We start from the raw sequence: 20771 nt of genomic DNA, 5'->3' as shown, positions 1-20771 counted from the left end.
TCCTGAGCCGCCGCCGCCCCTCGGCCGGGGGCGGCGGCGGATGGTCTTCAGGGCGGCCCGGCGGCCCGGCGGGGTCGCTCAGCCGTGGTGCGGCTGCCGGCTGCCCGGGGCGGTGGCGGCGGAGCTGCCGGCCAGGCCCATGAAGTGGACGGCGTCGGCGGCCATCGGCGTGCCCTGGATCGGGAGTTGGTGGCCGGCGCCGACGATGCTGTACGTCTCGACCTGGGTCCTGCCGGAGCGGTCGGCGTACCGGGACCGGTTCCAGTTGGCGGCCGGGGTGTCCGTCGAGGACGGGGTCTGGCCCACGCCGAGGACGTTCGTCCACTGCTTGGTCTCTTCGCCGAGGTTGCGCTGGTTCAGGATGGGGTCGGCGGTGCCGTGCCACAGCTGCACACGGGGGCGGGGCCCGTTGTAGCCGGGGTCGGCGCGGCGCGCCAGGTCGCCCCACTGCTGCGCGGTCATGGAGACCTGGCCTCCGGCGCAGGCGCCGTTCCAGCCGCGCACGGTGCCCGTGTGGAAGCAGTGGTAGGGCACGCCCATGAATGCGGCGCCCGCCTTGAACACGTCCGGGTAGTCCGCGAGCATGACGTTCGTCATCATGCCTCCCGAGGACTCGCCGGTGACGTACACGGCGCCGGGGTTGCCGCCGTAGTGCTGTTCCGTGTACGTGATCATCGACATCAGCCCGACCGGGTCACTGCCGCCGTTGCGGGTCAGCGCCTGGTCGGAGGAGACGTCCCAACAGCTGCCGCCGGGGCTGGTCGAGGGGTAGACAACGATGAAGCCGTACCGGTCGGCCAGCCCCGCGAAGTCCGTGCTGGAGTACATGTACGGCCCGGAGCCCTGGCAGCCGTGCAGCGCCAGCAGGATCGCCGGGTGCGGCTTGACGCCGTTCGGGACGTACACGTGCATCTGCAGGTTGGTCGGATTGTTGCCGAAGGCCGTGATCCGGGTCAGTGACGCGGCGGCGGCCGGGGGAGCGGCGGACAGGCTCACCCCTGCCGCGGCGCCGACCGCCAGCAGTACGGCGAGCAGGCGGGACTTCAGGTGCCGGGAACGCAAGATGGGACCCCTTCTCTGTGGACGGTTGACGGCGGTGTCGGTGTCGGTGCGAAGCCCTGCGGGCGCCACGAGTTGTGAGCGCTCACATTGCGGCGAACCGGGCTCCGCCCCTGCTTCGGTTTCCGGTGTCGGCTGTTGACGCTGCGGCAATGGCCGGTGCCTGTCAAGGAGTGGTCGGGCCGCTTCTGCGGCATCCCGGCGATACGGCCGCTGGAAGCGGTTATGCCGGTGCAAGTTTCACGGGCGGCGGCGGGCCCAAGGGCCCGTAGCGCCGGTCAGGTGCACCAGAACAGGAACTGCTTGCAGGTCGGTGTCGGTGTCGGTGTCGGTGTGGGCGTTGCCGTGGGCCCGGCCGGGCCGGGCGAGTGCCCGGTGGTCGGCGCCGCCGTGGGCTGCGGAGCGGGCGGCCCGCTCGGGGCGGTGCGCGACGGCGCGGCGGTGGTCCTCGACGCGCTGGGCCGGGCGCCGGGGGTCGACGGTTGCGCCGTGGGGCTCGCGCTCCTCGGGGCGGCGCTCGCCGTGCTGGGAACGCTCACAGTGCCCGGAGCGGACGGCGTGGCCGTCGATGCGGACGCGGCCGTCCGGTCCGCCGGGAGCGGGACCGCCTCGCCGTCGCCCTGGCCGAGCGCCACCACGGCGGTGGCCAGTCCGCCCGCCGCCACGGCGAGCGCGGCCAGGGCGAGCCGGGTGCCGCGCCGCCGGGTCGTTCGCCGCCGGGCCCTCCGGGGCGCGGAAGCCATGGCGGTCGGGTCCGTGGTCGGGCCTTCCCGCCCCTGCTCGGGGAGTTCCCCCTGCCGGGGAAGTTCCTCCTGCGGCCGCCCGCAGCCCGGGCAGGACAGCGCGCCGTTGAGGTGGCGTTGGCAGAGCGTGCAGTAACTCATTCGATCTTCCGTAGCTGCCCGTGCGTCACGACGGGTGTTCTGCGGAGCGTACGCAGATCCGCCCCGGCCGCGACACCGGCCCGGGGCGAGGCTTCTGCGGAGATCACGTGTGGTTCGCGTGAGGTGGACCTGCCGGCCGAGCGAACAGGAGGCCGGGCAAGGCGGTGATTGATGGGATGTATCCAGCGCCGGAGGCCTCGGATTGCGAAGGTCGACCGGTGAAGTGCCGTGCTGGGGAAGCTCATTGCCCGGAGGGGCGAGTGAACTCCCTTCCTGGACATGGGATCACCTGCTACGTTGACGCCGTGTCCCTGACCGACAGAGCAATCACCCGGATCCGTCAGATGATCAGCGAGGGCGAGCTGCTCCCCGGAGCGAAGCTGCCCCCCGAGCAGCAGCTCGCGGCGGAACTCGGCCTGTCCCGGAACCTGACGCGCGAAGCGGTCAAGTCGCTGGTCGTCGCCCGGGTCCTGGAGATCCGGCGCGGCGACGGGACGTACGTGACGAGCCTGGCCCCCGCGCTGCTGCTGGAAGGGCTCGGCGGCGCGGTCGAACTGCTGCAGGGCGACACCGTCCTGGAGCTCACCGAGGTGCGCCGGCTCTTCGAGCCCGCCGCCACCGCGCTGGCCGCCACCCGCATCACCGACGAGGACCTCGCCGAGGTCGAGCGCCACCTGTCGGCCATGCGGGACGCGAAGGACGACGTCGAGCTGCTGATCCGGCACGACGCCGCCTTCCACCGGGCGGTCGTCCACGCCACCCGCAACGAGACCCTGGCCACCCTGCTGGAGCACATCTCCGGACGCACCCTGCGGGCCCGCGTGTGGCGCGGACTCACCGACGCCGAGGCGGCCGGGCGGACCGTCGCCGAGCACGAGGCGATCCACCGGGCCCTGGTCGCCCGCGACCCCGAACTCGCCCGGGCGGCAGCCCTGATGCACGTCAACACCACCGAATGCTGGCTGCGCGACCACCTGGCCGAGGGGCAGCGGCCCCCCGCGACCGAGGAGTTCTGACGTGCCCACCCACCGGACCCCCACCGACCCGCTCTGGTACCGCCGCCCCGCCGAAGGCTTCCTGGAGGCGCTGCCGCTCGGCAACGGCCGCCTCGGCGCCATGACGTACGGGGGCGTGCACACCGAGCGGATCGAGCTCAACGCGGACACCCTGTGGTCCGGCGGGCCCGGCCCCCGCGACCGGGCGGGCGCCGCCGCCCACCTGCCCGCCCTGCGGGAGGCGGTACTGCGCGAGCGCGACCACGCCGCCGCCCACGCGATCGCCGCCGCCCACTTCGGCGGCCCCCGGACGGAGGCGTACCAGCCGCTGGCCACCCTCCGGCTCACCTTCCCCTCCCACGGCGAGGACGAGGCCGCCGACTACCGCCGCACCCTGGACCTCGACCAGGCCGTGCACACGGTGTCGTACACGGCGGGCGGAGTGCGCCACCGGCGGGAGAGCTTCGTCTCCGCCCCCGCCGGCGTGCTGGTCCTGCGCCTCGGCGCCGACACCCCCGGAGCCCTCTCCTTCCGCGCGGACCTCGCCACCCCCCACCCGGCCGCGGCCCCGTCGGCCGAACCCCGCACCGCCACCGTGTCGGTGCACGGGCGGGCCCCCGTGAGCGTCGTGAGCTGGGCCGGCGGGGAGACGGCGTACCGCGAGGACGAGGGCACCGGCTTCGCGGCCGTCGTCCAGGTGCGCACGGTGGGCGGGAGCCGCACCGCCACCGACGGCGGGATCGAGGTCACCGGCGCCGACGAGGCGGTGCTGCTCGTCGCCGTCGGCACCGGGTACCGCGGCTGGCAGCGCCGGCCGGACGGCCCCGGGACGGCACTCGCCGAGGCCCGCCGCCGGCTGGACGAGGCCGGGGGACAGGGGTACGACCAGCTGCGCGACGCCCACACCGCCGACCACGGGCGGCTCTTCGGGGCTGCCGGCCTCCGGCTCCACGACCCGGCGTCCGCGGCGGCGGCCGAACTCCCGACCGACGAGCGCCTCGCCGCCGCCGACCAGGACCACCCGGACGCGGGGCTCGCCGCCCTGCTCTTCGCCTACGGCCGCTACCTGCTGATCGCCTCCTCCCGCCCCGGCACCCAGCCCGCCAACCTCCAGGGCATCTGGAACAACGACATCACCCCGCCGTGGAGCAGCAACTGGACGTCCAACATCAACCTCCAGATGAACTACTGGCCCGCCGAGACCACCGGCCTGGCCGAATGCCACGAGCCGCTGTTCGACCTCGTCACCGACCTCGCCGAGGCCGGCCGCTCCACCGCCCGCGCCTACTACGACGCCCCGGGCTGGTGCTGCCACCACAACGTCGACCTCTGGCGCGCCACCAACCCCGTCCCGGGGGACCCGGTCTGGGCCCACTGGCCCATGGCGGGCCCGTGGCTGGCCGCCCACCTGTGGGACCACCACCTCTTCCACGGCGACCGCGCCTTCCTCGCCGACCGCGCCTACCCGGTGATGCGCGAGGCCGCCCGCTTCCTCACCCACCTCCTGGTCGAGGACGCCGACGGCACACTTCTCACCTGCCCCTCCACCTCCCCCGAGCACCACTTCCGGCTCGCCGACGGCACCCTGACCGCCGTCGACGCGGGCAGCACCATGGACCACTGGCTCGCGGCGGAACTCCTCGACAACACCGTCACGGCCGCCCGCGAGCTGGGCGTCGACCACGAACTCGCCGAGGAACTGGCCCGCGTCCGCGCCCGGCTGCGCCGCCCCGGGCTGGCCGCCGACGGCCGCCTCCTGGAATGGCGGGACGACCTCCCCGAGGAGGACCCCGGCCACCGCCACCTCTCCCACCTCTACGGCCTCTACCCGGGCAGCGCCGTCGGCCCGCTCGGCGACGACACCCTGCTGGACGCGGCCCGCCTCGCCCTGGACCGCCGCCTCCGGCACGGCGGGGGCGGCACCGGCTGGAGCCTCGCCTGGGTCGCCGCGCTCGCCGCCCGCCTCGGCGACGGCGCCCTCGCCGGCAGCGCCGTCGAGCGCCTGCTCGCCACCTCGATCGCGCCCAACCTCCTCGACCTGCACCCGCCGCAGCTCTTCCAGATCGACGGCAACTTCGGCATCACCGCCGCCATCGCCGAGTCGCTGCTCCAGAGCTACAACGGCATCCTGCGGCTGCTGCCCGCCCTGCCGCCGTCCTGGCCGGACGGCGACGTCCGCGGCCTGCGCGCCCGGGGCGGGCTCACGGTCGGCCTGAGCTGGCGCCAGGGCCTGCTGACCGGAGCGGAACTGCACGCCGCCCGGGACACCGAGGTCGAGCTGCAGCTGCCCGAGCGCGAGGGCCGGCCGGTCGTGACCGACGAGCAGGGCAAGCCGGTCGCGGCGCCGGGCTCCGCACGGCGTCTGCGGCTGCACCTGGCAGCGGGCGGCCGCCACCGGCTCGGCTATCCGCGGCCGGACCTCGGCCACTGACCCGCCGAGAGGTCACGTCACAGGGGCAGGGACGGTGCCCGGTGCCCGGTGCCCGGTGCCCGGCGCGGGCTCCGGCCGGACCGGGGTCACTCCTGCGGCGCGGGTGCCACTGCCAGCGCCTCGACCACGAGGGCGTGGCCGGGGCGGTCGGCCAGGCCCGGGGCGGCCAGGCCGACCTGGGCGAGGTACCGGCCGGTCAGGGTGAGCGGGGCCGTCCGCCGGGCCCAGGCGGGCCAGGTGGGCTCGGGGGAGGAGAGCTCGGGGCGCACCCGCAGGGCGTAGCGGGTGCCGGGCTCCAGCCCCGGGAGGCGTACGGGCGCGCCGTTCTCTGCGGCGGAGGTCTCCAGCTGGACGTACGCGAAGAGGGCGTGGGCCCGGTCCCGCGAGACGACGCCGTGGACCCAGGCGGCGGGGTCGGGGTGGTCGGTGCGCACGACGTCGCCGCCGTGGAGCAGCGGCCGCAGCTGCTTGTAGGCGTCGATCCACGCGGCCAGCGCCGCCTGGTCCTCCTGCGGCCAGCCGGAGATGTCGGACTCGATGCCGGCGTGCCCGAACAGGGCGGTGGCGCAGCGGAAGGCGAGCGTCGTGTCGCGGTGGCTGATGTGGGCGGGGGAGGAGCCGACGTGGGAGCCGATCAGCTCGTAGGGCAGGAGCAGGCCGGTCCAGCGCTGGATGGCCTGGCGTTCGACCGGGTCGATGTTGTCCGAGCCCCAGATCCGGTCCGTGCGTTCGAGGATGCCGAGGTCGGCGCGGGCCCCGCCGGAGGAGCAGGACTCGATCTCCAGCCCGGGGTGGCGGGCCCGCAGTTCGTCCAGGAGCCGGTAGACCGCCGTCGTCTGGGCGTGCACGCCGGGGCGGCCGTCGTGGACAGCGTCGGCGAGGTCGCGGTTGTGGTCCCACTTGACGTAGTCGATGCCCACCTCGCCGACCAGGGTGCTGATCCGCTCCAGCAGGTAGGCGTGGGCGTCGGGGTGCGCGACGTCCAGCACGTGCTGGCTGCGCTGCTCGTACGGGAGGCGCTCGGGGTCGGCGAGGAACCAGTCGGGGTGGGCGCGGGCCAGGTCGGAGTCGGGGTTGACCATCTCGGGTTCGAACCAGAGGCCGAACTGCATGCCGAGCCCGTGGACGTGGTCGGCGAGCGGGCGCAGGCCGTCCGGCCACACCTTCTCGTCGACGTACCAGTCGCCGAGGCCGGCCCGGTCGTGGCGGCGGTGGCGGAACCAGCCGTCGTCCACCACGAACCGTTCCACGCCGACCTCCGCCGCGGTGCGCGCGAAGGCGTGCAGCCGCTCGGGGTCGTGGTCGAAGTAGACCGCCTCCCAGATGTTCAGGGTGACGGGCCGGGCGTTGGCCGGGTGCTGCGGCCGGGCGCGGAGCATGGCGTGGAAGCCCCGGCTGATCCCGTCCAGGCCGGTGCCGGAGGTCGCGAAGTACACCCACGGGGTCCGGTGGGACTCGCCTTCCGCCAGCCGGATCTCACCGGCGTCCAGCAGTTCGCCGGCGCCGAGGACCGTCGTCCCGTCGGCCAGCCGCTCCGCGTACTGGACGTGGTTGCCGCTCCAGGCGGGGTGCACGCCCCAGACCTCGCCGTGCCGGAAGCCGAAGCCCTCGGTGCCGGTGAGCAGCAGTCCGGCGTCGAAGCCGGTGCGGCCGCGGCGGTTCTCCCTCGACCAGACGCCGTGCCGCAGCGGGGCGCGCTGCGGTGAGCGCTCACGGGCCCAGCGGCCGGTGAAGTCCAGCAGTTCCGCGGCGTGGGCGGGCACCGGCAGCACGCAGGCCAGCGCCTCCACGGTGTAGGGCTGCGGCGCCGTGTTGGTCAGGGTGTGCCGCATCCGCACCACGCCCTGCTCCGTCATCTCCAGCTCGGTGTCCAGCGCGAGCCCCGCGCCGGGGTCCAGGGCCCGCGCGTGGACGGTGCCGCCCCGGCCGTCCCGGGCGCCGCGGACGGCGACGGGTTCGGCGAGTTCGAACCGCAGGGGGCGGACGCGCCCGTCGCGGTGCCCGGCCAGCGTCGGGCGGCCGAACCAGCCCGAGCCCCGCCCCTGGGAGGGCATCAGGCTCCCGCCCTGGTGGCGCGAGGTCCGGCCCATGGCGTCGAGCACCTGCGCGGCGTCACCGGCGCCGAAGCCGGGGTCGGCGCCCCAGTGCAGCACCCGGGGCGGCTCGGGTCCGGTGACGTCGAGCGCGAGGGCCGCTTCACCGGCCGTCAGCACGACGAGCTTCGCCTCAGTCATGTCGTCCTCGTTCAGGGGGTGGTCCTGGACTGCAAGGTCGTGTGAGCGTGAGCGTTAACAGGCACTCCCGTCCGACACTTGACCGGTACGGGCTCCCCGGGGGCGTGTCTGACAATTCCCGCCGGGCGCGCGACGCCGGGGCACGCACCTCGCCGCGTTGTCGTCAGTCGCCGATGCTCCGCATGGACTCCCTCCTCCGCCTTGCGATGCACGCACCCCAACGCCGCGCGCTGATCCGACGCGAATTGTCAGACACGCCCTAGAGATAGCACGTCCACCCGCGCGCGAACATCCCGTGTCCGGTCAGCGCTCGCGGCATACGAACGCCTTGTCGAGATGGAGGGCACGCAGCCGCCGCGCCACCGTGCAGGCGTTCGCGCCGGCCTCGGCCGACCGCCCGCCCAAGGGGCCGTGCTCAGGTGCAGGCGGCGCCGTTCAGGGTGAAGCGGGCCGGGGCGGGGTTGGCGGTGGAGTACGTCGCCTGGAAGCCGAAGCTCGCACTCGCTCCGGGCGACAGCGTGCCGTTCCAGCCGAAGTCCCGGGCTGTGACGGCGCCGCCCGACGGGGCCACCGTCGCGTTCCACGCGTTCGAGATCCGCTGGTCACCCGCGAAGCTCCAGCCGAGGGTCCAGCCGGGGACGGCGGAGGTGCCGGTGTTCGTGACGGTCACCGTCGCCGTGAACCCGTTGCTCCAGGCGCTGTCGACCTTGTACGCCACCGCGCAGGACGCCGTGGGCGGCACCGGCCCCGGCCGCCGCTCGGCGGCGAAGGCCGCGAGCCACGCCAGCGAGGCGTTCCAGTTGACCGCCACCTCGTTGGTCGAGTACGAGCCGATGTCGTCCACGTAGCACGCCGCCGGTGCGCAGCCCTGCAGTTGGGACGGTGGTGCCCGAGGTGACCTGCGCGCCGGAGGCGTCACGCAGTTGCCAGGCGAGCGGGGCGGTCGCGGAGCTGACCACGGTGGCCCGCTTGGGGCCGTCGGGCAGGTAGCCGAGTTGGTTGACCCGGACGGGGGAGTCGGTGGCGGCGGCGACCGGCGCGGCCGCGTGGGCGGGGCTCGCCGTGAACGCCGTGAAGCGGTCGAGGCCGTACCGCCCGCGGCCAGGGCGAGACCGGTCAGTAAGGCGGCGACGCGCCGCGGCCCGCCGCGGCGCGAGGTGACAGGAGGCACGGGGGAGCCTTCCGTGGGTGGGGGTGGGGGTGGGAAACGGGCATCCGCGAGACTGGGAGCGCTCCCAAGGCTCCATCAAGCCAGCCCCGCAGGGGCGCGTCAAGACATGGGGACGGAATGGATCCCGACTCCGGACCGCCCGGGGCGGTACTTCCCGGAAGAAGCCTTCGATAGTACGGTCGCGCGCATCAGCCGAGACCCTCCGGAGGAATTCCGCATGCCGGCACGCTACTTCGAGGACTTCGCGATCGGCCGTGGCGGGCTCGCCCCCCGTGCGGTCCTGGAATCCGACGCTCCTGTGATCGATCTCAACGGGCCGTGGGCCTTCCGCTTCTCGCCGACGCTGCGCAGCGAACCGGACGGCTTCCAGGAGCCGGAGTTCGACGACGGCTCCTGGGGCGCCCTGCCCGTCCCCTCGCACTGGCAGCTGCGCGGCCACGGTCGGCCGGTCTACGTCAACGTCTCCTACCCCATCCCCCTCGACCCGCCGTTCGTCCCGGACGAGAACGAGACCGGGGACTACCGCCGGGTCTTCGACCTGCCCGGATCCTGGGACGGCGTGCCCGCCGTGGTGCGCTTCGAGGGTGTGGACTCCTGCGCCCGGGTCTGGCTGAACGGGACGGAACTCGGGGTGACGTACGGCAGCCGCCTGCCGGTGGAGTTCGACGTGACCGCCGCGCTGCGGCCGGGGCGCAACGTGCTGGCGGTCAGGGTGCACCAGTTCTCCGCCGGCACGTACCTGGAGGACCAGGACACCTGGCGCCTGTCGGGCATCTTCCGCGACGTCCGGTTGCTGGCCCGCCCGGCCGGCGGCATCCGGGACGCCTTCGTCCGGGCCGACTACGACGCGGCCACCGGGGCCGGCCTCCTGCGGGTGAGCGTGGACACGGACGCGCCCGTGCGGATCACCGTGCCGGACCTCGGGATCGACGACCGGCCGGCCGAGGGCGAGTTCCGGCTGCCGGAGGTACGGCCGTGGAGCGCGGAGGACCCGCACCTGTACGAGGCCGAGCTGTCCACGGCGACCGAACGCGTCCGGGTCCGGTTCGGGTTCCGTACCGTCGCCGTGGACGAGCACGGCGTGCTCCGGGTGAACGGGCGCCGCGTCGTGCTGCGCGGGGTCAACCGGCACGAGTTCGACCCCGACCACGGCCGCACCCTCTCCCTGGAGACCATGCGCCGCGACGTGGAGCTGATGAAGCGGCACAACATCAACTCCGTCCGCACCTCCCACTACCCGCCGCACCCCGCCTTCCTCGACCTGTGCGACGAACTCGGGCTGTACGTCGTGCTCGAATGCGACCTGGAGACCCACGGGTTCGAGTACGCCGACCAGGAACGCTGGCAGCGCAATCCCAGCGACGACCCGCGCTGGCGCACCGCCTGCCTGGACCGCATCGAGCGCACGGTCGAGCGGGACAAGAACCGCCCGAGCATCATCCTCTGGTCGCTGGGCAACGAGGCGGGGGACGGCCGGAACCTGCGGGCGATGGCCGACTGGCTCCACCGGCGCGACCCCTCGCGCCCGGTCCACTACGAGGGCGACCGGCTCGCCGAGTACACCGACGTGTTCGGCGAGATGTACCGTCCGCCCGCCGCCGTGGCGCGGATCGGACGCGGGGAACTGCTCCCGGGCGAGATCTCGTACCCCGCGCGGGCCGGCTCCGGCGACCCGGCGGACGATCCGCGCAACCGCAAGCCGTACCTGCTCACCGAGTTCGCCCACGCGATGGGCAACGGCCCGGGCGCCCTCGCCGAGTACGAGCGGCTGTGCGACGAGTACCCGCGGGTGCAGGGCGGCTGGGTGTGGGAGTGGATCGACCAGGGACTGTGCACCCACGACGCCGAGGGGCGCGAATTCTTCGGCTACGGCGGCGACTTCGGCGAGGACCTGCACGACGGCAACTTCATCTGCGACGGCCTGGTCTTCCCCGACCGCACCCCCTCTCCGGGCCTGCTGGAGTACGCCAGGGTCAACGCCCCGGTGCGCATCGGCCCCGGCCCGGAGCCCGGGACGCTGAGCGTGGAGAACCGTTACCAGGTGCTGGACCTGTCCCATCTGCGGTTCACCTGGTCGCTGGAGCGCGAGGGCACCGAGCTGGCCCGGGGCGAGCTGCCCACGCCGAGGCTGGCCCCCGGGGAACGCGGCCGGCTGCCGCTGCCCGCGCCCGACCTGCCCCCGGGGGAGGACGGGGAGGGCGAGGACGGGGAGGGCGAACTCTGGCTCACCGTACGGGCGGAGCTGGCCAAGGCCACCGACTGGGCTCCCGAGGGGCATGTCGTCGCCTGGGGCCAGCTCCCGCGCTCCGCACCGGACCGCAGCCGTCCGGAGGGGCTCCTGGTGAGCGCTCACACCGAGGACGGGAGCGTCCGGCTCGGCCCGGGCCGCTTCGACCCCGACACCGGACTCCTGCTCGGCCTCGGCGAACTGCCCCTCCAGGGACCGCGCTTGAACCTGTGGCGCGCTCCCACCGACAACGACCGCGGCTGGTCCCAGCAGGACGCCGCCTACTGGAAGGCCCGCGGCCTGGACCGGCTGCGCCACCGCACGGTCTCCGTCACCCCCGGCGCCGACGGCCTCACCGTCGTGGTCCGCAGCGCCGCCGCCGCGGTCAGCTGCGGCTACCTGACGACGTACCGCTGGAGCAGCGACGGGACGAGCCTGCGGCTGCGCGTGCACGCCGAGCCGGTCGGCCACTGGCCCGAGCGGGAGGACCACGAGGCCGAGAGCCTGGTGGACGCGGCCCTGCCGCCCGGGGAGTTCCGGGAACTGGTCCGCCGGGGCGCATCGCGTTCGCTGGCCCGGATCGGCCTCGACTGGCAGCTGCCCGCCGACTGGTCGCTCGTCGAGTGGTTCGGCGCGGGGCCCGGCGAGGCGTACCCCGACTCGCGGCACGCGGCCCGGGTGGGACGCTTCCGCGCCACGGTCGACCAGTTGCAGACGCCCTACGTGCGCCCGCAGGAGAACGGCAACCGGGCGGACGTGCGGTGGGCCGAGATCAGCGACGGGGCAGCGGGAGCCGTCCGCGTCCAGGGCGAGGAGCTCTTCCACCTCTCCGCCCGCCGCTGGACCGACCGACAGCTCGCCGAGGCCCGGCACCGGACGGAGCTGGCCCCGGGGCCGGTGGTCCACCTGCACACCGACCACGCCGTCCACGGCCTGGGCAGCGCCGCGTGCGGCCCCGGCGTCCTGCCGGAGCACCGGCTCGAACTCGGCACCGCCGACTTCACCCTCCTCCTCACGCCGATCCGGCGGTCCTGACACCGGAAGCACCCGGCCACCGTACGTACGGCGGCCGGGTGCTTCCCGTGTCGCCCGCCGGCGCAGGCCACCACAGATCGGGGCGAGGGCCCGCCGGTCACGGGCGGGCCCGTTTTCGGTCAGCGTCGCAGGGTGAGGAGGGCGGGGCGCCAGGGGAGTTGGTCGTAGGGGGCGGTGGAGCCGGGGGTCATGCCCTGGTAGAGGAGTTGGAGGTTGCAGGGGTCGATGGTCATGGTCTGGTCGGGGTTGTTGCGGACGAGGTCGCCGTGGCTGATGTCGTTGGTCCAGGTGGTGCCGCTGTTGGCCTTGCCGGCGAAGGGGTTGTTCTCGGTGGCGGCTTGCGGGGTCCAGGTGCCGTTGAGGCTGGTGGCGGTGAAGGAGCGGAAGTAGCGCTGTTCGTTGGCGCCGCGGGCCTCGACGATCATGAGGTACTGGTTCCGGTCCTTGACCTTGTAGACCTGGGGTGCTTCGAAGAGGTTCTTCACCGTGTCGGTCATGACGGTGGTGTAGGAGGAGCCGAAGTTGCCGGGGAAGTTGCCGATGGGCATGCTGGCGCGGTAGATGCTGCCGTTGTCACCGGCGAAGAACAGGTACATGTTCTGGTCGTCGGCGATCAGGGTCTGGTCGATCGGGCCGGTGCCGGAGTTCGGGATGCTGCCGGTGAACAGGGGCTGCGGCGCGGACCAGCCGTTGGGGTTGGTCGGGTCGCTGGAAGTGCGGTAGATGAACGGCCATGCGCCCCACTGGTAGGCGAGCACCCAGATCTTCTTGGGCGCGAAGTAGAAGATCGTCGGCGCCACGGCGGCCTGGTTCATCCCGGTCTGCGGGGCGGAGGCCATTCCCGACCAGTCGCCGAAGGGGCTGAACGACATCGAGCCGTAGGACTTCCCGTTCACGTTCGACGCGTAGACCAGGTGCTTGCCGTTGTACGTGACGTTGGTGAAGTCCTTCAGCGAGGCCCAGCCGTGGGCGGGTTGCGCCAGCGCGCCCGTCGAGGACCAGTGGTACGTCGACGGAAGGGCGCAGCCGGCGGCCGCCGGAACGGCCGCCTGCGCGGGGGTGACGAGCGCAGCCGCGGCGGTCAGGGCGGTGAGCATCACGGACAGGTGCTTGCGCAAGGGGAAACCTCCTCGGTGAACGGACGGGCGGTCGGAGACGGTGTGTGAGCGCTCACAAGGGTGCGCGCGACCGTCGTCGTGCGGCGGGGATCCGGCACCGTGGGTCAGCTCTTGTCGCAGGAGACCGTCGGCCAGGTGGTGCTGCCGTTCTTCATGATGGTCATGCCCCAGTTGTCGCCCGCGCCGTTGGGAGTGGCGACCAGCGTCCGGGCGTCGGGGTAGGACGCGTTGACGTTCCAGGTCGAGCTGACCGTCTCCGGGGCGGGGACGTGCACGGTCACCTTCCAGGCGCTGGTGCCGGTGACCGAGACGTTCAGGTTGTAGCGGTCGCTCCACGAGGAGCCGGCCGACAGCGTCGCGGTGCAGCCGCCCGCGCCACCGCCCCCGCCGGTGGTGGCGCCCAGCGTGATGTTGGAGTTGCCGCTGCTCTGGTAGCCCTCGGTGGCCAGGATCTCGTAGTTCATCGTGCCGAGGTTCATGCCGGACCTGGCCCACGCGTCGAAGTGGTTTCCGACGGTGATGGTCCCGCCGGTCCGCTTGGCCCGGCGGACGCTCCAGTACTGGTTGAAGGTCTTGATGCCTTCGATGGAGGGGGCGTTGTAGCGCGTCGTCTCGTAGACGTCGTAGGTGTCGCCGTCGGTGGTGACGGTGCCCTTGTAGGTGCCGGTGGGCTTGTAGGAGCCGTAGTTCTCGACGATGTAGTACTCGACGAGAGGGTTGGTGGTCCAGCCGTAGAGCGACAGGTAGGCGTTGCCGTTGGTGCTCCACGTGCCCGAGTAGGACACCGGGTTGCGGGACCCGGTGCTCCAGCCCTTGCCGGCGACGAAGTTGCCCGCGTTGGACCACGAGGTCCCGTAGTTGCCGCCGCCGTTCAGGGACATCGAGGCCGCGCCGCTGCCCTCGGTCCAGAACGAGTAGAAGTATCCGCCGTCGGTGCCCGTCTGGTTCGTGGTGACGGTCGCGGCCTCGGCGGTGCCGGGCGTGATCAGGACGACCGCGAGGGCCGGTGCGAGCATGCGTGCCTTGCCTGCGAGCCGCCAGCGGCGGCCGATCCTGCGGCTCCGGGAGAGGGGGAGGTTCACGAGCGTGATCCGTCCTGTCGGGGGGATGGGGGCGGTGGCGGTCCTGAGCCACCGGGCGACGGCGAAGGGGGTGGGTGCCGTCGCCCGGCGGAAGCGCGGAACCGACCTGGCGTCAACACGCTTGCGTCCGACCCACATTGGCGGACAGAACGGCGTCGCATCCGAGGCCGCTGGGACGTGCCGACGGCGACAGTGTTGGCCTGCCTCCGACGAGGTGTCAACGCTTTCGACGGAAGGAGCGACAGATTCGCTCCGTCCTCCACTGCATCCCCACCATGAATGCACAGGCCAGGCTCGTCCCGACCGCTGCGGCCGGTCTCTCCGGGCTGCTTCCCGATGGCCGTCCCGGCGAAAGTTCCATGCGGGGCATCGAAAGCTTTCGCTCAGCACAGCACGCCTCCCCGGACCGGCGAGCCGACCAGCGGCGTTTCAGCGAGCCGACTCGTCCACGGGGAGAAGACTGTTGAACTGCGGGCCTCGTCGCCCCGGCACCCAGCCCGACTCCCGCGCCCGCCGAATCGAGTGGGTCACCAGCGAGGGGGTGATCTGAACCCTTGAGCGCACACCCGCTGACCGTGGTGGTCGGGCAGCGGAACGGCTCCCGGGCGATGGCCCGTTTCAGGAGCCGGATGACCTCCTTCTCCGTTCGGCCGGCGGCGGTCTGTCGTGCCACGTACTCGCGGGTGCGGCAGTCGCTGGACATGCGGACGAGGGCGAGGTGTCAGCGGTGTGCACTACGTTGATCACAGCAACTGATGGGGGGTGTTCCCATGCTGTCCGGCCGCAGGTTCCGGCTTGAACTCGACACGGCGCAGGCCGAGTTGTGTGAGACGTTCGGCGATATTTGCCGTTCGGTGTGGAACACCGCCCTTGAGCAGCGCAGGGAGTACCGGCGTCGCGGGGCGTGGATGAACTACGTGCCGCAGGCCGCCGAGCTGGTCGACGCCAAGCGGGAGTTCCCGTGGTTGACGGACGCGCCGTCGCACGTGTTGCAGCAGACGCTGCGGGATCTGGACCGGGCGTGCCGTGAGCACGGCACGTTCCGGGTGCGGTGGCGTTCTAAGGCCCGTTGGCCGCCCTCGTTCCGGTTTCCTGCCGGGAACCTGATCACGGTGGAGCGGATCGGACGGAAGTGGGGACGGGCGAAGCTGCCGAAGCTGGGGTGGGTGCGGTTCCGTTGGTCGAGGCCCCTTGGGGGCGAGGTCCGGTCGGCGACGGTTGCCCGGCAGGGACGGCACTGGTTCATCTCGTTCCTGGTGGAGGACAGCCGGCAGGCACCCGAGCGGCACGCGGTGCCGGACACCGCCGTGGGCGTGGACCGGGGCGTCAAGGTCGCCGCGACGACCAGCAGCGGTCACTTCCACGACCGCGCGTACATCACCGCGGGCGAGGCGAAACGGCTGCGCCGCCTGCAACAGCAGCTCTCCCGCTGCGAGCGCGGCAGCCGGCGCCGCCGCTCGGTGCTGGCGAAGATCAACGCCGTCACCGCACGTGTCCGCAACCGCCGCGCCGACTTCTGCGCGCAGACCGCGGCCGAGCTGGCCATCCGTTACGCGGTCGTGGTCCTGGAAGACCTCCGCACCAGGAACATGACCGCCTCGGCGAGCGGCACCGTCGAACAGCCTGGTAAGCGGGTCCGCCAGAAGGCCGCACTGAACCGGGCCATCCTGGACAAGGGATGGAGCATGCTCGAACTCGCGCTGCGCAACGCGGCGCGCGCCACCGGGACGGTGGTCGTTCTGGTGAGCCCCGCGTACACGTCGCAGACCTGTCATGCCTGCAAGCGTGTGGACCCGAAGAGCCGCGAGAGTCAAGCGGTCTTCGAGTGCACCGCCTGCGGGCACCAGGATCACGCCGACGTGAACGCCGCGAAGAACATCCTCAACGCCGCAGGACATGCGGTGCCAGGGCGTGGAGACCTCGGGGGTACCCGGTCCGTGAAGCGCCAACCACCGGCAACGCGCACACGCGTGGGGCGAAGCCCCCACGCGGCACGCTCGGCCGGAAATCCCCGTGCCATAGCGCGTTAGCGCGGGGAGGAAGTCAAGTTGCCCATGTCGACCCGCATTGGGTCGACGAGGCAGAGGATCGAGTGGTCCTGGACGAACGGCTCGTCGCCGGAGCCGGTGAACGACTCGGCGACGAGTGCGCGCTTGTCCTCCTCCGTGGCGTCCTCGGGGGCCCAGAGGCTGACGATGTCGTGGTACGCCTGCGGGTCGAGCTGCCTGATCTCCTCGATGTCGACCGACATCTCGCCGATGTAGGAGGCGCCGACGGTCACCACGGGCTTGTCCGCGTCGGCCGGATCGAGACGCACTTCGCTGACGTACGCCGCGACCTCGGAGGCGGGCCTTCCCAGCGCGATCAGCTCGTGGTGCACGGGGAAGACCGGGCCGATGCGCTGCTTCTGGAAGGCGATGTCCGAGTCGCGCCGGTGCACGAGTCGCAGCCCAGGGAGGCCGCGATCAGGAAGGCGCGATTGGTGCACGCGCCGTAGGAGACGGCCTTCGGCAGCATGAGGTCCATGACCAGCTCCGGCTGCGGGTGCCCGGAGCGGGCGATCACCCCGGCCAGGAAGTCGCGTTGGCCCTCCTCGTCGAGGTGCAGCACGGTGAGGTTCGCCGTGCTGGGGAGGGCGTCGACGGCGGCGGCGTGCCGACGGAAGGTCGCCGGGTCGGAGGAGTCGAGGATCAGGTACACGACCTCGACGTCGAACCGGTCGATGGCGTAGGAGGCCTCCGCCGCGACGTCGGCGATGGTGGCGACGCACTCGCGGTGGGTGGGCAGGGCCAGGCAGATCGTGCGCGGGCCGGGCGCGGTCATCGGTGTTCCTCTGTTCGTCGGCGTGACGGCGCCTCGCCGCCCGCCCGTGCCGTTGGGATGGTCACGAGCCCGGTCCACGCGTCGTTGCCCGGCACCTGGCGAGGCGCCGGGCAACGACGGACGGGCTGCGGTGGCGGGAGGTCAGGCCAGGCCGCCCCGGCGGATGACCTGGGAGTACCAGCGGGCGCTGGACTTGGGGGTGCGCTGCTGGGTGGCGTAGTCGACGTGGACGATGCCGAAGCGCTTGCCGTACCCGTACGCCCACTCGAAGTTGTCCAGGAGGGACCACAGGTAGTACCCGCGGACGTCGGCGCCGGCCTCGACGGCGTCGGCGACGGCCGCGAGGTGGCTCTCCAGGTAGCGGATCCGCTCGGGGTCGTGGACGGCGCCGTCGGCGTCGGGCACGTCCTCGAAGGCGGCGCCGTTCTCGGTGACGAGCAGGGGCAGGCCGAACTCCCGGTGCAGGGCGGTGAGGGTGTCGGAGAGCCCGGTCGGGTCGATCGGCCAGCCCATCGCCGTCAGGTCGTCGTTGGCGCGGTGGAAGGCGACGTCCTCGGCGCCCGGCCAGGGGCTGTGGGGGCTGTCACCGTGCCCGTCGTGGCGCGCGAGGTTCCTGGCGTTCGCCGCGGAGGAGACCACGGTGGGGTTGTAGTAGTTGAGGCCGAGCAGGTCGATGGGGCGGGAGATCTCGGCGAGGTCGCCGTCGCGGACCAGTTCCTCCCACCTGACGAGGTGGGCGGTGTCCTTGAGGAGGTCCTCGTCGTAGCGGCCCTTGAACATGGGGCTGGTGAAGACGCGGTTGCCGACGGCGTCGATCCGGCGGGCCGCCGCCAGGTCGTCGGGGTGGTCGCTGAGCGGGCGGACGGCGTGCAGGTTCAGCGAGACGGCGATCCGGGAGGCGCCCGGGAGGGCGGCGCGCAGGGCGCCGACGGCGAGGCCGTGGCCGAGGTTGAGGTGGTGGGCGGCCTTGAGGGCGTCGGCGGGGTCGGTACGGCCGGGGGCGTGGACGCCCGAGCCGTAGCCCAGGAAGGCACTGCACCAGGGCTCGTTGAGGGTGGTCCAGGTGGAGATCCGGTCGCCGAGGGCTTCGGCGGCCAGGGCGGTGTACTCGGCGAAGCGGTGGGCGGTGTCGCGGTGGGGCCAGCCGCCGGCGTCCTCCAGCTCCTGGGGGAGGTCCCAGTGGTAGAGGGTGGCGACGGGGGTGATGCCGTGGCTGAGGAGCTCGTCCGTGAGGGCGCGGTAGAAGTCGAGGCCGGCCTGGGAGGCGGGGCCGCGTCCGGTGGGCTGGATCCGGGGCCAGGCGAGGGAGAAGCGGTAGGTGGTGAGGCCGAGGTCGGCCATGAGGCGGACGTCGTCGCGGAAGCGGTGGTAGTGGTCGACGGCGGTGTCGCCGGTGTCGCCGTTCTCGGTCCTGCCGGGGGTGTGGCTGAAGGTGTCCCAGATGGAGGGGGTGCGGCCGCCTTCGGTGACGGCGCCCTCGATCTGGTACGCGGCGGTGGCCGCACCCCAGGCGAAGCCCGCGGGCAGGGCGCGGTGGACGGGGACGGACGAGGTGGTCACGGTCATCGGGTTCGTGCTCCAAGGAGGTGGGGGTGACGGGGCTCGGGGGCGGGGATGACGGACGGTCAGCCCTTCAGTGCACCCTGGGTGATGCCGCCGACGATCTGCCGGCCGAAGACGGTGAACACCAGCAGCAGCGGCAGGGTGCCGACGAGCGCGCCGGCGGTGATGACCGACCAGTCGGTGGACCAGCCGGTGCCCAGCCCGGCCAGGGCGACCTGGACGGTGGGGTTGACGGCACCGTTCACGGCGATGATCGGCCACAGGAAGTCGTTCCAGGACTGCACGAAGGTGAGCATGCCCAGCACCGCCATCGCCGGCCGGGCGACCGGGACGACGACGTGCCACACGACCCGCAGCGAGTTCGCACCGTCGACCCTGGCGGCCTCCAGCAGTTCGGTGGGCAGGGCCTGGGTGAGGTACTGGCGCATGAAGAACACGCCGAAGGCGGTGACGAGGGTGGGCAGGATCAGCGCGCCGAGCTGGTTGCCCAGTCCCAGGTGCTTCATCAGGATGAACAGGGGGACGATGCTGACCTGGGCGGGCACCGCCATGGTGGAGACCACCAGCGCGAGCAGCGCGCCGCGGCCGGGGAAGCGGAGCTTGGCGAAGGCGAAGCCGGCCAGCACGGAGAAGGCCACGGTACTGAGCGCGACGGTGCCGGCGACCAGCGTGGAGTTGAGCAGCGCGACGCCCATGCCGCGCGCTCCGGCGTGCTCCCAGACGTAGCCGATGTTGTGGAACAGGTTCCCGCCGGGCACCAGCGGAGGCGGCGTGGCGATCACCCGGTGGCCGTCGCTGGAGGCCGCCACGAGCGTCCAGTACAGCGGGAACAGCGAGGCGACCGAGACCAGGATCAGTGTCGCCAGCGCGATCGGTCCGGCCCGGTGCTGGCCGCCCGCACCCCGGGCACGCGGCCGGGGCGTCCCCTTCCGGAGGAGGCGGGCGGGGGAGTCGGAGGCGGGGACGGTGGTCATGGGCGTTCCTTCCCGCTCACTTGGCGGAGCGCAGGCGGCGGGCGATGAGGGTGTTGGCCAGGCCGACCAGCAGGAGCAGGCCGAACATGATCCAGGCGATGGCGGAGGCGCGGCCGAGCATGCTGCTGTGGAAGCCCTGGTCGTACATGAAGACGCCGAGGGTCTCGTACTGGTGGTCCGCACCGCCCTGGTGGCCGCTCTGGCCGCCGAACAGGTAGGGCTCGCCGAAGAGTTGGGTGGCCCCGATGAAGGAGACCACGACGGTGAACAGGATGGTGGGGCGCAGCTGGGGGATGGTGACGTTGCGGAACTGCTGCCAGCGGCTGGCACCGTCGATCGCGGCGGCCTCGTACAGGTCGCGCGGGATCGCCTGCATCGCGGCGAGGTAGATCAGCGCGTTGTAGCCGGTCCACCGCCAGATGACGATCACCGAGATGGCGAACTGCGAGGTCCACGGGCCCGCCTCCCAGCGGACCGGGCCCGCTCCCACCAGGCTGAGCAGCCAGTTGGCCATGCCGCCCTCGGGGCTGAAGACGAGCGCGAACACCAGGGTCGCGGCGGCCACCGAGGTCGCGTACGGCGCGAGCAGCGCGGTGCGGAAGAAGCCGCGCGCCGGGAGCTTGTAGTTGAGCAGGTGCGCGAGGCCGAGCGCGGCCAGCAGTTGGGGGACGGTGGACAGCAGGCCGAGGGTGACGGTGTTGCCCAGGGCGTTCCAGAAGTAGTGGCTCGGCGCGCCGAAGAACAGGTCCCAGTAGTTCTGGAAGCCGACCCAGTCGGCCTTGTCCACGTTGTAGAGGCTGACCCGGTGCAGTGACAGCCAGCCGGTGTAGAGCAGCGGGAAGAGGCCGAAGACGGCGAACACCAGGAAGAACGGCGCGACGAACACGTAGGGCGAGAGGCGGTGGTCCCAGCGGTGCAGGCGGCTGCGCAGGCCGCTCGGCGCCGGGCGGCGGGCCTGGGTCGGGGTGGTGGGCGGTGGGCCGGGCGGGTCGCTCCGGCCCGTGCGGGTGGGGGTGGCCACAGGTTTCCTCCGTGCCGTGTCGGCCGCCGGGTGGCTCGACGCGTCGGTCGTTGATGGGGCAGGGGCAGGGGCAGGGGCAGGGGCAGGGGCAGGGGAAGGGCGAGGGCGAGGGCGGGCAGCCGGTCCGGCTGCCCGTGGTGTCGCGCCGCCGTAC

General features: G+C 72.8%; 13 protein-coding genes and 2 pseudogenes. 4 read left to right on the top strand and 11 right to left on the bottom strand.

Features of this window, described 5'->3' with window-relative positions:
- Positions 1-78: 78 nt before the first annotated feature.
- Both ACIQWA_RS08440 and ACIQWA_RS08435 read right to left on the bottom strand, forming a co-directional pair.
- Positions 79-1062, bottom strand: coding sequence for an alpha/beta hydrolase family esterase (locus ACIQWA_RS08440; protein ID WP_402479875.1), 984 nt, complete (start codon positions 1060-1062; stop codon positions 79-81).
- A gap of 275 nt (positions 1063-1337) precedes the next feature.
- Positions 1338-1943 (bottom strand): hypothetical protein, encoded by a 606-nt coding sequence (locus tag ACIQWA_RS08435; protein WP_402479872.1) that lies wholly within the window; start codon positions 1941-1943, stop codon positions 1338-1340.
- A gap of 305 nt (positions 1944-2248) precedes the next feature.
- On the opposite strand from ACIQWA_RS08435, the gene ACIQWA_RS08430 reads away from it, so the two are divergent.
- Positions 2249-2959: a FadR/GntR family transcriptional regulator gene (locus ACIQWA_RS08430; RefSeq protein WP_360229299.1), complete on the top strand. Its 711-nt coding sequence runs from the start codon at positions 2249-2251 to the stop codon at positions 2957-2959.
- Between the two features lies 1 nt (position 2960).
- Positions 2961-5369, top strand: coding sequence for a glycosyl hydrolase family 95 catalytic domain-containing protein (locus tag ACIQWA_RS08425; RefSeq protein ID WP_402479869.1), 2409 nt, complete (start codon positions 2961-2963; stop codon positions 5367-5369).
- Positions 5370-5455: 86 nt separating this feature from the next.
- On the opposite strand, the gene ACIQWA_RS08420 is transcribed toward ACIQWA_RS08425, so the two are convergent.
- From ACIQWA_RS08420 to ACIQWA_RS08410, 3 genes and pseudogenes are all read right to left on the bottom strand, one after another.
- Positions 5456-7603, bottom strand: coding sequence for an alpha-galactosidase (locus ACIQWA_RS08420; protein WP_402479867.1), 2148 nt, complete (start codon positions 7601-7603; stop codon positions 5456-5458).
- A 415-nt stretch (positions 7604-8018) separates the two neighbouring features.
- A complete protein-coding gene (locus tag ACIQWA_RS08415; protein ID WP_402479864.1) occupies positions 8019-8447 on the bottom strand; it encodes a cellulose binding domain-containing protein in 429 nt (142 codons plus the stop codon).
- Positions 8448-8532: 85 nt separating this feature from the next.
- Positions 8533-8850 (bottom strand): annotated as a pseudogene (locus tag ACIQWA_RS08410) (cellulase N-terminal Ig-like domain-containing protein); the annotation flags it as partial.
- Between the two features lie 141 nt (positions 8851-8991).
- Between ACIQWA_RS08410 and ACIQWA_RS08405 the strand changes: the two are divergent.
- Complete coding sequence (locus ACIQWA_RS08405) at positions 8992-12036, top strand: glycoside hydrolase family 2 TIM barrel-domain containing protein (protein ID WP_402479861.1); 3045 nt, start codon at positions 8992-8994, stop codon at positions 12034-12036.
- A 119-nt stretch (positions 12037-12155) separates the two neighbouring features.
- Here ACIQWA_RS08405 and ACIQWA_RS08400 read toward each other — a convergent pair whose 3' ends face one another.
- Complete coding sequence (locus ACIQWA_RS08400) at positions 12156-13154, bottom strand: non-reducing end alpha-L-arabinofuranosidase family hydrolase (protein ID WP_402479858.1); 999 nt, start codon at positions 13152-13154, stop codon at positions 12156-12158.
- 104 nt (positions 13155-13258) lie between these two features.
- Entirely contained in the window at positions 13259-14170 is a 912-nt protein-coding gene (locus tag ACIQWA_RS08395; protein ID WP_402480857.1) for a glycoside hydrolase family 11 protein, read from the bottom strand.
- A gap of 836 nt (positions 14171-15006) precedes the next feature.
- On the opposite strand from ACIQWA_RS08395, the gene ACIQWA_RS08390 reads away from it, so the two are divergent.
- Entirely contained in the window at positions 15007-16266 is a 1260-nt protein-coding gene (locus ACIQWA_RS08390; protein WP_402479856.1) for an RNA-guided endonuclease InsQ/TnpB family protein, read from the top strand.
- Here ACIQWA_RS08390 and ACIQWA_RS08385 read toward each other — a convergent pair.
- The 4 genes and pseudogenes from ACIQWA_RS08385 to ACIQWA_RS08370 form a co-directional block, all read right to left on the bottom strand.
- Positions 16263-17059: pseudogene (locus tag ACIQWA_RS08385) on the bottom strand (DUF6271 family protein). The gene ACIQWA_RS08390 and the pseudogene ACIQWA_RS08385 overlap by 4 nt on opposite strands.
- Before the next feature lie 141 nt (positions 17060-17200).
- Entirely contained in the window at positions 17201-18625 is a 1425-nt protein-coding gene (locus ACIQWA_RS08380) for a GH1 family beta-glucosidase (protein ID WP_402479853.1), read from the bottom strand.
- A gap of 59 nt (positions 18626-18684) precedes the next feature.
- Positions 18685-19596: a carbohydrate ABC transporter permease gene (locus ACIQWA_RS08375; RefSeq protein ID WP_402479851.1), complete on the bottom strand. Its 912-nt coding sequence runs from the start codon at positions 19594-19596 to the stop codon at positions 18685-18687.
- Between the two features lie 16 nt (positions 19597-19612).
- Entirely contained in the window at positions 19613-20617 is a 1005-nt protein-coding gene (locus tag ACIQWA_RS08370) for a carbohydrate ABC transporter permease (protein ID WP_402479848.1), read from the bottom strand.
- Between the last annotated feature and the right edge of the window lie 154 nt (positions 20618-20771).

It is taken from the genome of Kitasatospora sp. NPDC098652, from assembly GCF_044760155.1.
Lineage (GTDB): Bacteria > Actinomycetota > Actinomycetes > Streptomycetales > Streptomycetaceae > Kitasatospora.
The sequence above is the reverse complement of the archived record's forward strand: the minus strand, read 5'-3'. Positions and strand labels throughout refer to the sequence as shown.

Bases quoted from the DNA above. Each gene is read 5' to 3' on its own strand.
- ACIQWA_RS08435 (WP_402479872.1), bottom strand. From the start codon at position 1,943: ATGAGTTACTGCACGCTCTGCCAACGCCACCTCAACGGCGCGCTGTCC.
- ACIQWA_RS08420 (WP_402479867.1), bottom strand. From the start codon at position 7,603: ATGACTGAGGCGAAGCTCGTCGTGCTGACGGCCGGTGAAGCGGCCCTC.
- ACIQWA_RS08405 (WP_402479861.1), top strand. From the start codon at position 8,992: ATGCCGGCACGCTACTTCGAGGACTTCGCGATCGGCCGTGGCGGGCTC.
- ACIQWA_RS08395 (WP_402480857.1), bottom strand. From the start codon at position 14,170: ATGCTCGCACCGGCCCTCGCGGTCGTCCTGATCACGCCCGGCACCGCC.
- ACIQWA_RS08390 (WP_402479856.1), top strand. From the start codon at position 15,007: ATGCTGTCCGGCCGCAGGTTCCGGCTTGAACTCGACACGGCGCAGGCC.
- ACIQWA_RS08380 (WP_402479853.1), bottom strand. From the start codon at position 18,625: ATGACCGTGACCACCTCGTCCGTCCCCGTCCACCGCGCCCTGCCCGCG.
- ACIQWA_RS08375 (WP_402479851.1), bottom strand. From the start codon at position 19,596: ATGACCACCGTCCCCGCCTCCGACTCCCCCGCCCGCCTCCTCCGGAAG.